Origin of the sequence: Deinococcus puniceus (genome assembly GCF_001644565.1) — a bacterium.
GTDB lineage: Bacteria > Deinococcota > Deinococci > Deinococcales > Deinococcaceae > Deinococcus > Deinococcus puniceus.
The window spans coordinates 2,565,398-2,581,906 of sequence record NZ_CP011387.1 but is presented as its reverse complement, the minus strand read 5'-3'; the positions used below and the strand labels follow the sequence as shown (position 1 = coordinate 2,581,906).

At 61.8% G+C, this 16,509-nt stretch carries 20 protein-coding genes; 12 read left to right on the top strand and 8 right to left on the bottom strand.

Annotated features, from left to right (window positions below):
• The first annotated feature begins 57 nt into the window (after nucleotides 1–57).
• The 4 genes from rpmB (at nucleotide 58) to SU48_RS11895 (ending at nucleotide 3,648) form a co-directional block, all read left to right on the top strand.
• Nucleotides 58–303 (top strand): 50S ribosomal protein L28, encoded by a 246-nt coding sequence (rpmB, locus tag SU48_RS11910; protein WP_064015429.1) that lies wholly within the window; start codon nucleotides 58–60, stop codon nucleotides 301–303.
• Entirely contained in the window at nucleotides 300–1,217 is a 918-nt protein-coding gene (locus SU48_RS11905; RefSeq protein ID WP_064015428.1) for a metal ABC transporter solute-binding protein, Zn/Mn family, read from the top strand. The genes rpmB and SU48_RS11905 overlap by 4 nt, the downstream gene beginning before the upstream one ends.
• A 663-nt stretch (nucleotides 1,218–1,880) precedes the next feature.
• Nucleotides 1,881–2,603, top strand: coding sequence for a metal ABC transporter ATP-binding protein (locus tag SU48_RS11900; RefSeq protein ID WP_064015427.1), 723 nt, complete (start codon nucleotides 1,881–1,883; stop codon nucleotides 2,601–2,603).
• 235 nt (nucleotides 2,604–2,838) lie between these two features.
• Entirely contained in the window at nucleotides 2,839–3,648 is an 810-nt protein-coding gene (locus tag SU48_RS11895; protein WP_064015426.1) for a metal ABC transporter permease, read from the top strand.
• A gap of 13 nt (nucleotides 3,649–3,661) precedes the next feature.
• Here the strand turns inward: SU48_RS11895 and SU48_RS11890 are convergent, their stop codons facing one another.
• The 3 genes from SU48_RS11890 to SU48_RS11880 all read right to left on the bottom strand — a co-directional run bounded on the left by SU48_RS11890 (nucleotide 3,662) and on the right by SU48_RS11880 (nucleotide 5,817).
• A complete protein-coding gene (locus SU48_RS11890; RefSeq protein ID WP_064015425.1) occupies nucleotides 3,662–4,081 on the bottom strand; it encodes a VOC family protein in 420 nt (139 codons plus the stop codon).
• 31 nt (nucleotides 4,082–4,112) lie between these two features.
• Nucleotides 4,113–5,093: a quinone oxidoreductase family protein gene (locus SU48_RS11885; protein ID WP_064015424.1), complete on the bottom strand. Its 981-nt coding sequence runs from the start codon at nucleotides 5,091–5,093 to the stop codon at nucleotides 4,113–4,115.
• A gap of 103 nt (nucleotides 5,094–5,196) precedes the next feature.
• Nucleotides 5,197–5,817: a nitroreductase family protein gene (locus SU48_RS11880; protein WP_064015423.1), complete on the bottom strand. Its 621-nt coding sequence runs from the start codon at nucleotides 5,815–5,817 to the stop codon at nucleotides 5,197–5,199.
• 87 nt (nucleotides 5,818–5,904) lie between these two features.
• Here SU48_RS11880 and SU48_RS11875 point away from each other — a divergent pair, with 87 nt between their 5' ends.
• The 7 genes from SU48_RS11875 to xpt all read left to right on the top strand — a co-directional run bounded on the left by SU48_RS11875 (nucleotide 5,905) and on the right by xpt (nucleotide 10,034).
• The gene (locus SU48_RS11875; protein WP_082869760.1) at nucleotides 5,905–6,351 is read left to right on the top strand and encodes a winged helix-turn-helix transcriptional regulator; all 447 of its coding nucleotides are present in this window, start codon (nucleotides 5,905–5,907) and stop codon (nucleotides 6,349–6,351) included.
• 2 nt (nucleotides 6,352–6,353) lie between these two features.
• On the top strand, nucleotides 6,354–6,602 hold the full coding sequence (locus SU48_RS11870) for a hypothetical protein (RefSeq protein ID WP_064016034.1): 249 nt from the start codon (nucleotides 6,354–6,356) through the stop codon (nucleotides 6,600–6,602).
• Between the two features lie 67 nt (nucleotides 6,603–6,669).
• Nucleotides 6,670–7,218: a hypothetical protein gene (locus SU48_RS11865; protein WP_064015422.1), complete on the top strand. Its 549-nt coding sequence runs from the start codon at nucleotides 6,670–6,672 to the stop codon at nucleotides 7,216–7,218.
• Nucleotides 7,219–7,252: 34 nt separating this feature from the next.
• The gene (locus tag SU48_RS11860) at nucleotides 7,253–7,696 is read left to right on the top strand and encodes a hypothetical protein (RefSeq protein WP_231881621.1); all 444 of its coding nucleotides are present in this window, start codon (nucleotides 7,253–7,255) and stop codon (nucleotides 7,694–7,696) included.
• A 154-nt stretch (nucleotides 7,697–7,850) separates the two neighbouring features.
• Entirely contained in the window at nucleotides 7,851–8,336 is a 486-nt protein-coding gene (gene rplS, locus SU48_RS11855; RefSeq protein WP_064016032.1) for a 50S ribosomal protein L19, read from the top strand.
• 87 nt (nucleotides 8,337–8,423) lie between these two features.
• On the top strand, nucleotides 8,424–9,374 hold the full coding sequence (locus tag SU48_RS11850; protein WP_197474644.1) for a quinate 5-dehydrogenase: 951 nt from the start codon (nucleotides 8,424–8,426) through the stop codon (nucleotides 9,372–9,374).
• A gap of 78 nt (nucleotides 9,375–9,452) precedes the next feature.
• Nucleotides 9,453–10,034: a xanthine phosphoribosyltransferase gene (xpt, locus tag SU48_RS11845; protein ID WP_064015420.1), complete on the top strand. Its 582-nt coding sequence runs from the start codon at nucleotides 9,453–9,455 to the stop codon at nucleotides 10,032–10,034.
• Between the two features lie 103 nt (nucleotides 10,035–10,137).
• Here the strand turns inward: xpt and SU48_RS11840 are convergent, their stop codons facing one another.
• Together SU48_RS11840 and SU48_RS11835 are read right to left on the bottom strand one after the other, a co-directional pair.
• On the bottom strand, nucleotides 10,138–10,677 hold the full coding sequence (locus SU48_RS11840) for a GNAT family N-acetyltransferase (protein ID WP_157451156.1): 540 nt from the start codon (nucleotides 10,675–10,677) through the stop codon (nucleotides 10,138–10,140).
• Nucleotide 10,678: 1 nt separating this feature from the next.
• Nucleotides 10,679–11,263: a helix-turn-helix domain-containing protein gene (locus tag SU48_RS11835; protein ID WP_064015419.1), complete on the bottom strand. Its 585-nt coding sequence runs from the start codon at nucleotides 11,261–11,263 to the stop codon at nucleotides 10,679–10,681.
• A 153-nt stretch (nucleotides 11,264–11,416) separates the two neighbouring features.
• On the opposite strand from SU48_RS11835, the gene SU48_RS11830 reads away from it, so the two are divergent.
• Nucleotides 11,417–12,979, top strand: coding sequence for an acyl-CoA carboxylase subunit beta (locus SU48_RS11830; protein WP_064015418.1), 1,563 nt, complete (start codon nucleotides 11,417–11,419; stop codon nucleotides 12,977–12,979).
• Between the two features lie 144 nt (nucleotides 12,980–13,123).
• Here the strand turns inward: SU48_RS11830 and SU48_RS13955 are convergent, their stop codons facing one another.
• The 3 genes from SU48_RS13955 to SU48_RS11815 form a co-directional block, all read right to left on the bottom strand.
• Nucleotides 13,124–13,960, bottom strand: a complete 837-nt coding sequence (locus SU48_RS13955) for a CAP domain-containing protein (protein WP_082869759.1) — start codon at nucleotides 13,958–13,960, stop codon at nucleotides 13,124–13,126.
• A gap of 160 nt (nucleotides 13,961–14,120) precedes the next feature.
• Nucleotides 14,121–14,789: a hypothetical protein gene (locus SU48_RS11820; protein WP_064015417.1), complete on the bottom strand. Its 669-nt coding sequence runs from the start codon at nucleotides 14,787–14,789 to the stop codon at nucleotides 14,121–14,123.
• A 227-nt stretch (nucleotides 14,790–15,016) separates the two neighbouring features.
• Nucleotides 15,017–16,348: a Glu/Leu/Phe/Val family dehydrogenase gene (locus SU48_RS11815; protein WP_064015416.1), complete on the bottom strand. Its 1,332-nt coding sequence runs from the start codon at nucleotides 16,346–16,348 to the stop codon at nucleotides 15,017–15,019.
• Nucleotides 16,349–16,509 lie beyond the last annotated feature (161 nt).

Here is a 16,509-nt window from a genome sequence, read left to right as displayed (position 1 = left end):
ACAAAGTGGCCCGCCTCTCCATTTCCTCCTCTCTGAATATGATAAGGATGTATCAATATGAGCCGTGAATGCTACCTGACTGGAAAAAAGAACCTTGTGGTGAACGCCGTGACGCGCCGGGGGAAAGCGCGTGCAGCGGGCGGCGTGGGCCGTAAAGTCACGGGCGTGACCAAGCGCACCCAGAAAGCCAACCTGCAAAAGAAAGCCATCCGTGAACACGGCGTAGAAAAAACCGTGTGGCTCAGCGCCCACGCCATGCGCACGCTCGCCAAGGGCGGCTTTCCGGGCGTGGAACTGGCATGAAGTTCCTCCTGACTGCCGGACTGTTGGCGCTGGGTACGGCTCAAGCCGCGCCACTCCCGGTGAGTGCCACCACCACCATCCTCGCTGATTTCGTGCGTGTGGTGGGCGGAAACCGCGTGGCCGTGAATGTGATCGTGCCTGCGGGCGGCGACACCCACACCTTCCAGCCGTCCACTGCCGTGATTCGTGGGCTGGCGGGCAGCCGCGCCCTGTTCGTCAACGGCGCGGGGCTGGAACCCTGGCTGCCCAAGCTGACGGCCTCTGCGCCGGGAGTGCGGGTCGTCACGCTGACCAAAGGCCTGAAACTGCGCGAGGGTGCAGAGGAGGAGCATGAGGGCGAGGAACACGCCGGGGAAGCCGAGCACGCCGGAGAAGAATACGGCGCGTTCGATCCCCATGCGTGGTGGGACGCGGGACTGGTGGCCGGATACGTGCGGAATGTGCAGGTGGCTCTGACTGCCCTCGATCCTGCCGGGAAAGCCGTGTACACCAACAACGCCGCCGCGTACCTGAAACAGCTGAACGCCGCCGACGCCTACGCCAAAGCGCAGTTTGCCAAGATTCCGGCGGCCCGCCGAACCATCGTCACCAACCACGACGCCCTCGGCTATCTGGCCGCCCGCTACGGCTTGAAGATCGTGGGGGCCGTTATTCCCGGCCTCAGCACCGAGCGCGAGCCGAGTGCGCGGGAACTGGCAGGCTTGGCCCAAACGGTCAAAAAGAGCGGCGTGCGCGTTATTTTTACCGAAAATACCGTGAATGCCCGCTTGGCTCAGACGCTGGCCCGCGAAACGGGCGCGGTCATTGCCCCGCCGCTGTACACCGACGCCTTGGGGCCAAAGGGCAGTGTGGGTGACAGCTACCTGAAAGCCCTGCGCTTCAACGTGGATACGATGGTGAAGGCGCTGAAGTAGAAGGGATTTGAGCTGGTGTTGAAATATCTCTGATCAATGGAAGTTATATAGAATCAGAGCATTATACCCTTCTGCCATCCTTCGCCTAGCTATGATACTGCATGTCTTGTGTCGCATCTTATGGCTAGGAGGATCCTATTTACAAAAATAAAATCAACTAAACCGGAAGTGACTATTTCGTCTGGCTGGTCATCGCTCGCAATAAACCAGTTTATAAAACCAGACTCTGTCCTCTGTATTGCCGAGTATAGATTCCTATGGTCAAATTCAAGGATAGGAATACCGTGTGTTACACCTACTCCTCTCAAATTTGGCTCAGGTCTATCTACACGTTTTTGAAATTGAGATTCAAATTCAATAAATTCCCCTAAAGAGTTGGTACAAATCAAACTTGTGCCACAGAAGATGTACCGCTGGGAACAATAAACGAGTTCCTGAGGTTCGGCATAAACAGAGTAGGAGTCAACCTCATAGTTACTTTTACCAACCAGCTCAAATTCGGTATCACGAGCTATACCAGTTAGTATGAACATTAGTGCAATCCTTTGAGCTACAGCCTCGTCCTTCTACCCAGGAGGATAGGCTGTTTTGTCCGAGATGTAGACCATCGGCCCTCTTGATTCCGCCTTCGCATTATCAGTCTGTACGCGCTATGCTGGCCGGATGCTTGGCGTAGACCACCTGACCGTACACTACGGTTCCCATACGGCGCTGGAAGACGCCACCGTGCGCTTCGAGGCGGGCCAATTCAGTGCCGTCATCGGCCCCAACGGTGCGGGCAAAAGCACGTTGCTGAAAACGATGGTGGGCCTGCTGCCTGACCCCAGCGGCAGCGTGCGCTTCGATGCGGGCCACACCGCCCAGAGCTGTGTGTCTTATGTGCCGCAGCAGCAAACGCTGGACTGGGGCTTCCCCGTGACCGTGTGGGACGTGGCGATGATGGGCCGCACCGGACGGTTGGGGTGGCTGCGCTGGCCCAGCAAAGCAGACCGGGCGCGGGTGGTGGCCGCCCTGAAGGAAACAGGCGTGTACGAACTGCGGGGCCGTCATATCGGCGCACTCAGCGGGGGGCAGCGTCAGCGCGTGCTGCTGGCCCGGATGCTGGCCCGCGACGGCCACCTGCTGCTGCTGGACGAACCCCTGACCGGAGTGGACGCCGCCACGCAGGAGCAACTGATGGGCCTGCTGCGCGAACAGGCCAACCGGGGCCGCGCGGTGGTCATGGTCACCCACGATCTGGAGCAGGCGCGGCGCTGGTGCGATCATCTGGTGTTGGTGAACCGCCGAATCATCGCCGACGGTACGCCCGACGAGGTCTACACGCCGCGCAACATCGAAGCCACCTTCAGCAGCAGTCATCTGGGCCACACGCACGCGGAAGCTTGATGGGGGCGGGAAAAGATTGTCTGAGGGTCGAAGGGTCTGAGGGGCTAAGAACCCCGGCAGCCCGATATGGCGTTGGCGTCAACGGTTTTTGTCTAAGGGTCAAAAGGTCTCAGGGTCTAAGAACAGATCCCCCCCAGATGCCCGGTGCTTTTTTCCTTAGACCCTCCGACCCTAGACCCTTAGACCAAGCCCCCAGCCGCGCAACCGCCCACCCACTCACCCACAAGGCAACCCAATGGACTGGCTGACCGATCCCCTGCAATTCGGATTTTTCGTGCGGGCGCTGCTGGCTGTCGTGCTGGTCAGTGTGCTGTGTGCGCTGGTGGGCGCGTGGGTCGTGCTGCGCGGCCTCAGCTACATTGGCGACGCCATGAGCCACGCTGTATTTCCCGGCATCGTGGGGGCCTTCTTGGCGGGCGGCAATCTGTTGGTGGGAGCGCTGATCGCTGCCGTCTTCACGGCTCTGGGCATCGGCGCGGTGGGCAGACGCAGCGGCCTAAAGCAAGACAGCGCCATCGGGATCGTGTTCGTGGGCATGTTCGCGCTGGGCGTGGTCATGCTGTCGCGTGCGCCTACGTTTACCACCGATCTCAGCAACTTCCTGATCGGCAATCCGCTGGGCGTCACGCCTGCCGACTTGTGGGGCGCGTTGGCGGTCACTTTGGTCGTCGGCACCATCCTGACCGCCATGCAAAAGGAACTCTTGCTGGCCTCCTTCGACCCCACCGAGGCCCGCGCCATCGGCCTTCCGGTGCGCCGCCTAGAGAGTCTGCTGCTGATTTTAATTGGGTTGGTGGTGGTGCTGACCGTGCAACTCGTGGGCACCACCCTCAGCGTCAGTTTGCTGATTACTTCCAGCGCCTCGGCCCGGTTGCTGGCCCGCAGCCTCCGCACCATGATCGGGTTGGCGGCGTTGCTGGGCACGTTGGGCGGCGTGGCGGGCCTGTATCTCAGCTATTACATCAACACGGCCCCCGGCGCGACCATCGTGCTGGTCAATACGGCGCTGTTTTTGGGGGCGCTGGCCTTCCGCAAGCGCGAATAAAGGTCGGAGGAATTCAGGCTCTCGGTTCCAGCCAAGCAAACACATCCACGCTACTCCCGTCCGGGTCGGTCACGGTGGCGTAGCGCTGGCCCCAAAATGCGTCGTAGGGAGCGGCTTTTACTTCGTAACCCTGCGCCTGCAACCGCTGGCACGCGGCGTCTACCTCTGCCGGAGTGCTGGCCTCCAGCGCCGTACCTATGCGGGCCTGACCCTTGGGCGGAGCCGTCCAGCCGGGGTAGACCTGTCGAACCAGCGCCTCCGTTTCCCACGCGATTCGCAGGCCATTTTGGTCAATCTCTACATGTCGTTCCGGTTCACCCTCTGCATTCAGGTGCGCCCCGGCAGGAATCGGCAGTCCCAGCGTGCGGTAGAAGTCGAGGCTGCGCTCCATGTCGGCCACCACGAAGGAAAGGTAATTGAGAATGAGGGGCATGGGGAGATTCTGTCATTTTGAGTTGGGAATTTTAGTCGGGACGCAGCAGGACTTTGCCGTTTCCTTGCCCACTTTCGATCCACTGGTGTGCTAAAGCAGCGTCGGCCAAAGCAAATTCCGCTCCGATATGAACCTTGAGTTGGTTCGTCTCTAGGGCTGCCCAAACTACCTCCACACTGGGCCGCAGGCATTCCGGGCGCAGCTTCCGGAGGTTGCCTGTGCTGTACCCGATGACGGCCTTCCCCTGTCGGTGCAGTGTGGGCGTGGTGATGTGAGCGGGTTTGCCACTGGCGTGTCCGAAGATGACCAATCGTCCCAGCGGAGCCAAGCAGGTCAGTCCACGCTCTGTCACGTCGCCGCCGATGGAATCCAGAATCACGTCGGCCCCGCTGCCGCCTGTGAGGGTATTGACCGCAGCCGCAAAGTCTTCGTGCTGCCGCTCGATGACCTCATCGGCGCCCAAGGAACGCACGAAGTCGGCCCGCGCCGCCGATCCCACGACAGCCACTATGCGGGCGGCTCCCGCCAAGCGGGCCAATTGCACCGCTAAATGGCCTACACCCCCGGCGGCGGCATGAATCAGCACCGTTTCTCCGGGTTGCAGCCGTGCAGCTTGGTGCAGCGTGTTCCAAGCGGTCACGAGCATGGTCAGGGCAGCGGCACTTTCGTCCGACACACTGTCCCCAAGCGGATAGATCATGTGGGCGGGAGCCGTGACATGCGTGGCGTAGCTGCCGCCTGCCGGAAAGCAGGCCACACGTTGCCCTACCTGCAACTCGGTCACGCCCCCACCCAATTGGTCTATGACTCCGACTGCGTCTAGTCCGGGCACGAAGGGCAAAGCGCCCCCCGCGTCATAGCCCCCGCGCCTTGCCTGGACATCAGCAAAATTCACCCCTGTGCAGGTCACCTTCACGCGCACCTGTCCGGCGGCTGGCACAGGCAGAGGCCGGGGCTGCCACCTCAGGACATCAGGATTTCCGTGCTGCGAAACAACGATGGCGTGGCTCATAGCTGGAGTGTAGAACGCTGCCCCTTCACAGCCTCTGCTGAGAGCCAAAAAAGCCGCCCCACAAAGGAGGCGGCCAACGAAGAAGGTGCGGTTTGGGTTGAACTCAGTAGAACTTGGTGATGCGCTCGACGCTGTGGCGGTGGTGGGGGAAGCCTTCTTCGGCACGCTTACCGATGGGCAGCAGGCCAGCGATCTGCACGTGTGCGGGCAACCCGAGGAGGTCTTTGACTTGCTGGGGATTGAAACCGAGCATAGGCACGGTGTCGTAGCCGAGGCCGCGTGCAGCGACCATCATGAAGCCGAAGGCGATGTTGGCCTGAGACAGACCCCACGCGCCGCGCTGGGCCACGTCCTGAGCGCCGAACACGCCGTCGAAGGTCTTGCGCTGGCCGTTGCGTCCGGCGTCGCCCATGCCGGGGTGGGCGGTTTCTTCCACGGTGTTCAGGGTGTCTTCCATATCGCTGTACACCACGATCACGGCGGGCGCGTTGGTGATCTGGCCTTGGCCGTAAGCCGCTTCTTGCAACTTGGCCTGCACCTCTGGGTTCTGAATCACGGCAAAGCGCCACGTCTGGGCATTCCAAGCACTGGGAGCGAGGCTGGCGAGGCGCAAGACTTCGTGCAAGTCGGCGGCGGGAATGGGTTCCTGCACGAACTTGCGGATGCTGCGGCGGGTCTCGATGGCTTCGGTTACGGTCAGGGCGCGGGTGGCTGTAGCAGTCATAGGGCAACGATATTGCAAGTACTTTAGATTGTCAAGCGGTGTAATCTGCGCCGCAGTGTGTCTGGCGTTTAGGTGTAAAGTACTGTCATGACCCTTGCCGCGCCTCCGCAGGTCGCTGCCCCCAGTGGCGCGGCTGCCACCACCACAACCGCTGCCATCACAACTGCTGCCACTCCCGCTGCTGGATTCTGCCCCGTGTACCGTGCTATCGGTGTGTTGCAGGAAAAATGGGTGCTGCATATCGTCCGGGCATTGCTGGACGGCGAGAAGGGCTTCAACGAACTGGCCCGCGCGGTGGGCGGCTGCAACAGCGCTACCCTCACCCAGCGCCTAGAGCACCTAGAGACACTGGCACTGATCGGCAAACGCACCGAAGATACGCACGGCAAACTGGCCCGCAGCGTGTATTCCCTGACGCCCGCTGGCCGTGAACTACAGGGCGTCATTCAGGCCATCGACATGTGGGCGCGGGAGCATCTGCACGAAGATGAGAACAGGGTGGAAGGCTCTGCTGGCTGCGGTTCAACGGTCTGATGATGACCGCCGTCCTCATGTTCATCGTGCTGCCCGTTCTTCTGATCGTGGCAGCGTTCTTCATCAAACCACTCGTGCAGCGAGACAGGCGTTACGGCGATCCCTTGGGAGAGGGGCTGGCGGCGGGTGGCGTCTTCGGCGGGCATGGGTTATCGCCCGATGAGCGCGTGGTGCCGGAAGACGCCGAGAGTGTGAAGTTTGATTTCGGCGGGCAGAAGGCTGACCGAACCAGCTCAACGCCCCCTGAATAAACGCTCCTTTACACTCCCGTCATGCTCGCCCACACAGAACTGACAGCGTGGCCTTTACCCTGACCACATGAGTCTCAAAGACAGCTTTACCCCCGAAGAATGGTTCAAGATCATGACGGCCCCCGGACGTGCGGGCGGCGTGATCGTGGCGGCCAGTCCCAGCGGCGTAACGGGGATCGTGGCTGAGGCCCGCGCTATCGGTGAGGCCATCCGCGAACAAGTCAGCGGGCCGGGCCGCACGCCGCTGCTGGAAGCGATGGCCGCTGACCTGATCGGCAAGGCCACCGACCCCAGAACCATGCCCCCTCAAGAGCGTGCCCGCACCATGGAGGAAGCCCGTCAGATGGGGATGGAGGCCGTGCGTCAGGCCATCTGGTTGGTCAGTGCCAAAGCCAGCCCCGAGGATTCGGTGGCCTACAAGAATCTGCTGATGGTCGTGGCCCATCGCACCGCCGAGGCCGCCAAAGAGGGCGGATTCTTGGGCATCGGCGGCGAACTGGTGAATGACAAGGAACGCGCTGCTCTGGCTGAACTGCGGGAGTTGCTGCGGCTGGATGAGATTGCGCCCGCAGTCACGCCCACCATCAACCCGGATGGATCGGGCAACAGTCCGTAAGGTCTGCTGAACTCCAACAGATTGAATTTCCTTCATGCCTGCGCCCCCTCCCCGCGCTAGCCTGCCGCCTGTGATCTGGGTTCGGACATTGGGGTTTTTGGTGCTGTCGCTGGGGCTGGCAGGCTGTCAGGATCGGCAAGCACGCAGCGACAATGCGCGGTTGACGGCCCGAATTTCGGCGCTGGAGCAGCAAGTAAACCGGTTGCAGCAGGCTCAGGCCGAGACTCCCGCGCCCACTGCCCCGGATGGATTTATGGCCCGCGCCGCCGCCCAGAACTGTGCCAACGATCTTTCGCGCACGCTGGAAACGTACCGCCGAGACAGCATCGACGACAGTTATCCCACGCCCGCCCGCCTGATGCTGCCCGATTCCTGCATAGACCAGCGGGTGCAGTGGCTGACGCTGACGGCGCAGGCCTACGCTTTTGCCCTGACCGATGAGAACGGCGGTGTGCTGGTGCGGGGCAGTGGGCCGTGAGATCGAGCCTTAAAAAGCTAGACTTGCCCCCGGCCCCCGCACCGTCTATACTTCTAAAGTTTGGTCTGCCAGCATTGGCCGCCAGCGTAGGTTCATGAATGCCTCTGCCCGTACAGCGGGATTGTGGGGCAGTCCGCTGACCGAAGGAGTTCCCATGACCGCTATCGTAAAAGTGAACCGCGGCGCAATCTTGCGTTCCGTCGAGCAGCCCCACATCAAAGACAACCTGCCTGATTTCCGCCCCGGCGACACCATCCGCGTGGAAACCAAAGTGGTGGAAGGCACCCGCACCCGCAACCAAGCGTTCGAAGGCGTGGTTATCGCCATCAACGGTTCGGGTAGCCGCAAGAGCTTTACAGTTCGCAAGATCAGCTTCGGCGAAGGCGTGGAGCGCGTGTTCCCCTACAGCACCCCCCTGATTGCCAAAGTGACGATCTTGGAACGCGGTAAGGTTCGCCGCGCCAAGCTGTACTACCTGCGCGAACTGCGCGGCAAGGCTGCACGCATCAAGAACGACCGCAGCCGCGTAATGAAGGACGCCGCCCGCGCCCAGCAGCAGAAAGCCGACGCCGCTGCCGCCGCCGCCGCTCCTGTGGCCGACGCCCCCAGCGCCGACGTTGCCAGCACCGAGCAAGAGTAAGCCTCAGCCTCTCGCTCAAGCCGCTTGCCCTCACGGGTGGGCGGTTTTTTGTTTCTTGCCGCATTCTCCGGCTCTACAATGCCCCGCATGACCGCAACTCAAAGTAGCTCTCTGCTGGCCGACTGGAAGCCCGCGCCCGCCGGATTCAAGCATGTGGTCAGCGTGTCTATCGGCAGCAGCAAGCGCAACGCCCGCGAAGAAATCTCGGTGCTGGGGCAGCCTTTCATCCTGGAGCGCATCGGCACCGACGGCGATACGGGCAAGGCTGCCGAACTGTTCCGGGCGCTCGATGGCCGCATCGACGCCTTCGGGCTGGGCGGGGCTGACATTTACGTGATCGCAGACGGCAAACGCTACACCTTCGGCAACGTGAAAAAGCTGGTGGCGAATGCCAAAATGACGCCCGTACTGGACGGCAGCGGCCTGAAAAACACGTTGGAACGCGACGCCATAGCCCAGCTTGATTCGGTGATGAGCTGGCGCACCAAAAAAGTGCTGATGGTGAGTGCTGTAGACCGCTTCGGAATGGCTGAAGCGTTGGCAACGGCAGGCGCGGACATCGTGTACGGTGACATCGTGTTCGGCCTGAACATAGACCGCCCGCTGCGTTCCATCGCCTCTTTGCGGCGGGTGGCGCGGTTGGTGTTGCCCGCCATTACCAAACTGCCGCAAGACTGGTTTTATCCCACCGGGGCCAAGCAGGAAAGCAGTGTGGCAGGCAAGGGAACCCGCTATTACGCGTGGGCCGACGTGATCGCCGGAGACACCCACTACGCCAAACGCTACGCCCCGCATGACCTGAGTGGCAAAACCATTCTGACCCAAACCATTACTGAAGCAGACCGCGTGTGGATGAAAGAGCGCGGCGTGTCCCGCCTGATCACCACGACGCCGCGCATGGGCAGCCGCAACTTTGCCACCAACGTGCTAGAGGCGTTTTTTGTGGCCCTCAGTGGCAAAAGGGAGGCGCTCAGCGAGGCGGAATATCTGCGCTACGTGCGGGAAGTGGGGTTTCAGCCGGAAGTGAATGAGCTGTAGGGGATCAAGGCAGAAGGCACGCGGCACGGTCTATCTTCTGTCCCGTCTGGCTGCCCCTCTGCCTGTAGGATTGCCTCTATGCAAGCTCTTGTAGACGCGATTCGGGCGCAAGGGGTCATTTTGCCCGGCGGATTCCTCAAGGTAGACGGGCTGGTCAATCACCAACTCTTGCCCGCCCTGACCCGTGACATGGGCGAACATTTTGCCGAATATTTTGCGCCACTGAAGCCCAATAAAATCCTGACCATCGAAGTCAGCGGCATCGCCCCCGCGCTGGCAACGTCGCTGGTGATGGGCATTCCGATGGTATACGCCCGCAAGAAAAAGCCGATTACCATGAAAGAACCCGCGTACACGGCCCAGTCCATCAGCCGCACCAAAGGCGGCGTCGTAGACCTGTTCGTGTCCAGCGAGTTTTTGGGGCCAGATGACCGCGTAATCGTCATTGACGATTTTCTGGCGTCGGGCGGCACGCTGCGGTCACTGAATACCATTATCGAAGCGAGTGGCGCAGAACTCTTGGGCCTCGGCTGCGTCATCGAAAAGGGGTTCGAGGAAGGCCGCCTGAAACTTGCAGACCTGAACATTCCGATTCATACGCTGGCGAATATTGTGCGGATGAGTGAGGAAGAAGGGATTGTGGTGGAGGTGGGGCGGTAGAGCGTCTAAGGGTCTAAGGTGTTGGAGCGGTGGGGTTCTTGGTGGGCAGACCACCCAGAATAAACGTTCTGTACAGCCGTCGCCGTTCTTAGACCCTTGGCCCTCAGACGCCTTTGCCCAGCCGCTTCCAGTACAGCAACGTCCCCGTCAGCCCGCCGAACGGTTTCAGGGCAAAGTCGGGGATTTCTCCGGCCAGCGTGTAGCCCATTTTTTCGTACAGGCCCGCCGCGCCGCCGTCTGTGGCGGTGTCCAGCACCAATAGCGTCCGGCCCTCCTGTGCCGCCATTCGCTCGGCCTCCTGCAATAACGCAGTCGCTACGCCCTGTCCCCGGTGGCCCAGCCGGGTCATCATCTTGGCAATTTCGGCGCGGTGGGGCTGATTGGGTGGAAAGTCCAGCAGCAGCGTCACGGTGCCGATCAGCGTGCCGTCTTGCCAAGCCCCCAACACGATGCGTTCGCCCCGGCTGGCGGCGGCCAGCGAACTCGCCCAGAATGCGGCGGCAGCGTCGGGGGCCAGCGGATGCATAAAGCTGACCGATTCTCCGTTGGCGACAGTTTCAATCAGCAGCGTACACAGTTGGTCGGCAGTGTGGGAGTCAGTGTTCAGGGCGCGAATCTGGAAGGGCAGTGTGGGGTTGGTCATCTCAACTCCGGGCCAGCACCACGAGGTAGGTGCAGGGCTGGGCGGCGGGATTGCGGAAGGTCACGTCATGCGGCGGGCCAAAAGCGAGGCTGTCTCCGGGGGCCAGTTCGTGAAGCTCTGGCCCTTCCTGAACCGTCAACGCTCCGGCCTCCAGCAGCACCACCTGACGAATCCGGGCATACGAAGAAGCGGGCAAATTGACGTGCTGATGCGGCGGCAGCGTGACCCGCACCACCTCCAACGGGTGATCGGGACGCATGAAGATCTGCTGGCGTTCATAGCCGGAGCCGGGATCGCGCCAGCGCGGCTGATCGGCGGCCCGCACCAAGCGCCCGGTGTGTCCCTCGGCCCGCAGCAGCAAGCCCGCCAGCGTCAGGCCATAGGCCCCCGCCAAGCGCACCAGCGTTCCCGCCGTCGGACTCATCTCACCGCGTTCTATTTTGCTGATGCTAGCCTTAGAAACCCCGGAATGCTGCGCCAGATCGGCCTGAGACCAGCCCCGCGCCTCCCGCTCCAGCCGGATACAGTGGGCCAGTTGTTCTCCAGCGTCGGCCTGTGCATCTGTGCCGTCTAGGATAAGAGTCATGTGGATAGTATAGGGGATTCGGCTGTGAACTCTGGGCCATGAGCCTTGACACTGGCTTGCCACTCCCATGCCTCAATTGCTTTCGATTGTCCTACTCACCACTGACTACGGACGGTTCCCCACATCCTAACGAGCGTTTGGATAGATTGGGGCATGACTCAACTGGCCCTCGAACTTCAGGAACTCATTGCCACGATGGAGCAGCGCCGCGCCAAAGTGGAACTCGGCGGCGGCCTAGAACGCCAAAAAAAGCAGCGGGCAGGGGGTAAACTCACGGCCCGCGAGCGCATAGACACCTTGCTGGACGCAGGCAGCTTTCTGGAACTCGGCACCTTCGTGGAGCATGGGGGCGGGCGGCTGATGCAGGGCGTAGAAGCCCCCGGCGAAGGCGTGGTCACGGGCAGCGGCACGATAGACGGGCGGCAGGTCTTCGTGTTCAGTCAGGATTTTACGGTGCTGGGCGGCAGCCTCGGCAAAATGAACGCCGCCAAAATTACCAAAGTCATGGACTTGGCGGCCAAAACGGGGTGCCCGGTCATCGGCCTGAACGATTCGGCGGGCGCACGCATTCAGGAAGGCGTGGACAGCCTCAGCGGGTACGGCGAGATTTTTTACCGCAACGCGATTTATTCCGGCGCGGTGCCGCAAATCAGCGCCATTCTCGGCCCCTGCGCGGGCGGCGCGGTCTATTCTCCGGCCCTCACCGACTTCATTCTGATGAGCGGCGGCAGCAGTTATATGTTCATTACTGGCCCCGAAGTCATCAAAAGCGTGACGCGCGAGGACGTGACCTTTGACCAGTTGGGCGGCGCAGACGTGCATACCCGCAAATCGGGCGTGGCGCATCTGGAATACGACGGCGATGAAGCCGTGCTGCGCGGCATCCGTGACCTGTTGGGCTACTTGCCGCAAAGTGCCCGCGAGAAGCCGCCCGTGCAGCCCACATCCGATCCTGCCAACCGCCGCAACGACGCCTTACTGAACATCGTCACGCCCGATCAGCGCAGGCCTTACGACATGCATGACGTGATTCATGAACTCGTGGACGACGGCACGTTTCTGGAAATTCAGCCCAATTGGGCCAAGAATATCCTGATCGGATTTGCCCGACTGAACGGCCAAAGCGTAGGCATCGTCGCCAACAATCCGCGTGTGATGGCCGGAACGCTGAACATTGACGCCTCAGACAAGGCCGCCCGCTTTATTCGCACCTGCGACTGCTACAACATCCCCATTCTGACGCTGGTAGACGTGACGGGATTCCTGCCGGGAGTAGCGCAGGAACACGCCGGGATTATCCGGCACGGCGCAAAAATGCTGTATGCCTATGCCGAGGCCACCGTGCCCAAAATCACGCTGATCACGCGCAAAAGCTACGGCGGCGCGTACCTCGCCATGAACAGCCGGGATATGGGCGCGGACGTGGTGTACGCGTGGCCTACCGCTGCTGTGGCGGTCATGGGCGCGGAGGGGGCAGCCAATATCGTGTACCGCCGCGACATCCAGAACGCCGAAAACCCCGAAGCGATGCGGGCCGAGAAGATCCGCGACTACAAAGACGCCTTCGACAATCCTTATGTGGCCGCCAGCAAAGGCTACATAGACGACGTGATTCCGATGGAAGACACCCGCGCCCGCCTGATCCAGACCTTCGCCATGCTGCGGGAAAAGCGGGAAGAGAGGCCGTACAAGAAGCACGGAAATATGCCGCTGTAAGGGGGCGTGAAAACAACCCCCCCAGTCTGCTTCGCAGCCACCCCCCTTAAAGGGGAGCGCAAAAGCTTTTAGTCCTCCCCTTAAGGGGGGGCGGTGCGAAGGCAACGGGGGGGTTTACAAGCCAACGCCGCCTACAACCCCAACTTATCGCCGTCCGAAATCCTGCACCCAGTAATGGCTGTAACTTCCGCCCGCCGCGTAGCCCACGCCGAGTTCGGTAAAGCTGGCGCTCATGATGTTGCGGCAGTGGCCGGGGCTTTTCAGCCAGCCGTCGACTACGGCTTCGGGCGTGGTCTGTCCAGCGGCGATGTTTTCGCCAATACTGCGCCAAGCGTACCCGGTGGCCGAAACGCGCTGGGCCATCGTGCGGCCATCCTGACTGGTATGGCTGAAGTAATTCTTGGCGGCCATATCGGCGGCGTGGCCCTGCGCGGCCTGACCGAGTTGCGCGTTGGCGGTCAGCGGCGCGGCGGCGGGAAAGCTGGTGGTGCCGCAGGTGCGGGCCTGAGCGCGGGCGGCGTTGGTAAGGGTCAGCACGCGCCCTGCAAAGGTTCCGGGTGCGGGGGCAGGGGCCGGAGCGGGCGTGGTTCCAGCCGCCGTCACCGTCAGCGTGAACTCTATAAACGCGCCGGGATTGGCGGTCAGTGCCGTGCGAATGCTGGTGCTTCCGGCTCCTTTGGCGGTCACGAGGCCCGTTTGAGACACGGTGGCGACAGCCGCATTGCCCGTTGTCCACGTCAATTCGCCGGGTTGCGGGGCGCGGCCACTGACGGTCACGTTCAGTTGGCGGGTCTGGCCCACCGTCAGGCTTCCGGCGCTGGCCTGCGCTTTCAGGCTGTCGGCGAGGGCCGGAGCTTCCGCCGGATTTGGGCCAGAATTGGGCGTACTTCCGCAGGCCGCCAGCGTGAGTGCAAGAAGGAGAAAAGCCGCTGGAGCAGCGGGCGAGCGCCGGGGTTGGCCGAAAGGCAGAGGCTTAAGCATGTGCCTTCATTAGAGTGTCCTACTCCTCTTGCTGGCGTGAGGCTCGTGCGCTCATTTCTCACAGTTCCGTAAAGGCTGTACAGCACCCCCAGCACGTGCTGTATGTAGAAAATCTGATCTTAAGGAAACGACATGCTTCTCATGGAGAGAGCACGATAGTTCACGGCAACAGGGTAAAACCGACGATTTTCGTATGTGAAAGATGAAGGGGCGAAGTGTCGGGCAGACTCACCCGGAGAGTGCCGCCTGACAGTTCGGCAGCGGCATTCAAGAGGGGCGCGTCGGCGGCGGCATCCAGCGTTCCCCATAGGTGCGCCGCGCCCACATCGTTCACGTCGCGCCACAGCAAAGACCCGATGGCCTCGCCACCCGCGTAAGCCATCAACAGCACACTCTTGGGATCACCTTCCAGCGGCCCCGCAAAGTGACGGGCCAACGTTTCGGCCCACTCTGCCGCACCGTAAGCCTCCGCCAGCACGCCCGCCCAAGTCGCCAGATGCAGCCGCGAAACCTGCTCCACCACGATCACGCCGGGGTCAGGCACAAGTGAGAATGTGCCCACGCGCAGGCCGCCCACATCCTCGCCCACCACCGCACTCACGGAGGCCACCAACGGCGGCGCGTCTTGCCCCAAGTGCCATGCCCGAACCAGCGGCAGCACATCGCCCGCATCTTCCGGCAAATACGAGGCATTCAGCGCCAGCACATTGATTCCCGGCGTGTGCAGGGTCACTGTGCCTCTAAAGTCGCGCCGTACAGTCGAAAACGGCTCGAAATAGGCCACGAGTTCGGCCAGCACGGGCGGCAACGTGGGAGCAGGGGAGGGCATGGTGCAGGCTAGGCGCTGGGGGCCACAAAAAACAACCGCCGAGGCTTGGGCGGTTGTTTTGGGTATTCGGTTGGAGATGTGGGCAAGGTCTAAGGGTCTAGGGTCGAAGAGTCTAAGAACGGCGAATGTTGTGCTAGACGTCAATTTCAAATGTACTGCCCACCGCAAATCTCACCGCTCCAACACCCTAGACCTTTAGAGCCTTAGACCGCCCTCCCCATCAACGTTTACGGATACAACCCGCGCAACGCCCGCGCTTCCAGCACGCGCGTGCAGGCCACGATGTAGGCCGCCGTCCGCAAGGTTACGCCGTGCTTTTCCTTCACGTCCCAGAGGCTCATGAAGGCTTCTCCCATGATGCGGTCAAGGCGCTTGTTGATCTCATCTTCCGTCCAGAAGAACGAAGAAAAGTCTTGCACCCACTCGAAGTAGGACACGGTGACGCCGCCTGCGTTGGCGAGGACGTCGGGGACGATGGTGATGCCGCGCTCGGCCAACAGGTCGTCGGCAGCGGGCGTGGTGGGGCCGTTCGCACCCTCTACGATCAGCTTGGCCCGAATGCGTCCGGCGTTGGCCTCCGTAATCTGTTTTTCCAGCGCGGCGGGAATCAGGACGTCGCAGTCCACGTCCCAGAAGGCGTCGCGGGTCAGTTCGTCAGTGTCGGCCAGCCCAGTGATCTTGCCCGATTGTTTCAAGTGGGCAAAGGCCGTGCGCGGGTCGATTCCGCCGTCGCTGTGGATGGTTCCGGTCACGTCCTGAATCGCCACGATTTTTGCACCGTGATCGTGGAAGATGCGGGCAGCAGCCTCGCCCACGTTGCCGAAGCCCTGAATGGCGATTCGTGCGCCTTCCAAGCGGATGCCCAGCTTTTTCAGCGCTTCGGCACCTGTCACAAATACCCCGCGTCCGGTGGCGTCGGCGCGGCCCAGAGAGCCACCCAGTGCCACAGGTTTGCCCGTGACCACGCCTGTCGCGGTGCGGCCCACGTTCATTGAGTAGGTGTCCATCATCCATGCCATCGTCTGCGGGTTGGTGTTCACGTCGGGGGCGGGAATGTCTTTTTCTGGCCCGATCACGAGGCCAATTTCGGTGGTGTAGCGCCGCGTCAGGCGTTCCAGTTCTCCGGTGCTGTATTTGCGCGGATCGATGCGGATGCCGCCTTTGCCGCCGCCGTAGGGCAGGTTCACGGCGGCGTTCTTCACGGTCATCCACGCGCTGAGGGCCATCACTTCGCTCAGCGTCACGTCTTGGTGGTAGCGCACGCCGCCTTTGGCCGGGCCGCGCGACGTGTTGTGCTGCACGCGGTAGCCCTCGAAGTGCGCCACCGTGCCGTCGTCAAGGTGAATCGGCACATCCACGACCAGAATGCGTTTGGGCCGCTTGAGGGTTTCCACCCAGTAGGCCAGCTTGCCGAGGTAAGGCGTCACCCGCTCCACCTGCTCCAGATAGATGGCGTATGGCCCAAGGTCGTTGGGGTCGAGGTAGCTGGGAATGGCGTGGTGGCCGAGCTTGGACGTATCCTGCGCGGCGGTATTGAGATTGGGTTCGGTGGTGGTCATGTGGTGGGAACCTCCTTTGGAGGGCAGATGTATGTTGTGGGTTGTCGGGCGTGGGGAAAGGCAATCGCTGGCGCTCATTCACCCCTCTACTGCGTAGCTCTGCGAGGCCCCCGCAAGGGGAGAGGGAGCTGAAACACAGGGCGTCTGGGGTGTCCCTTAGA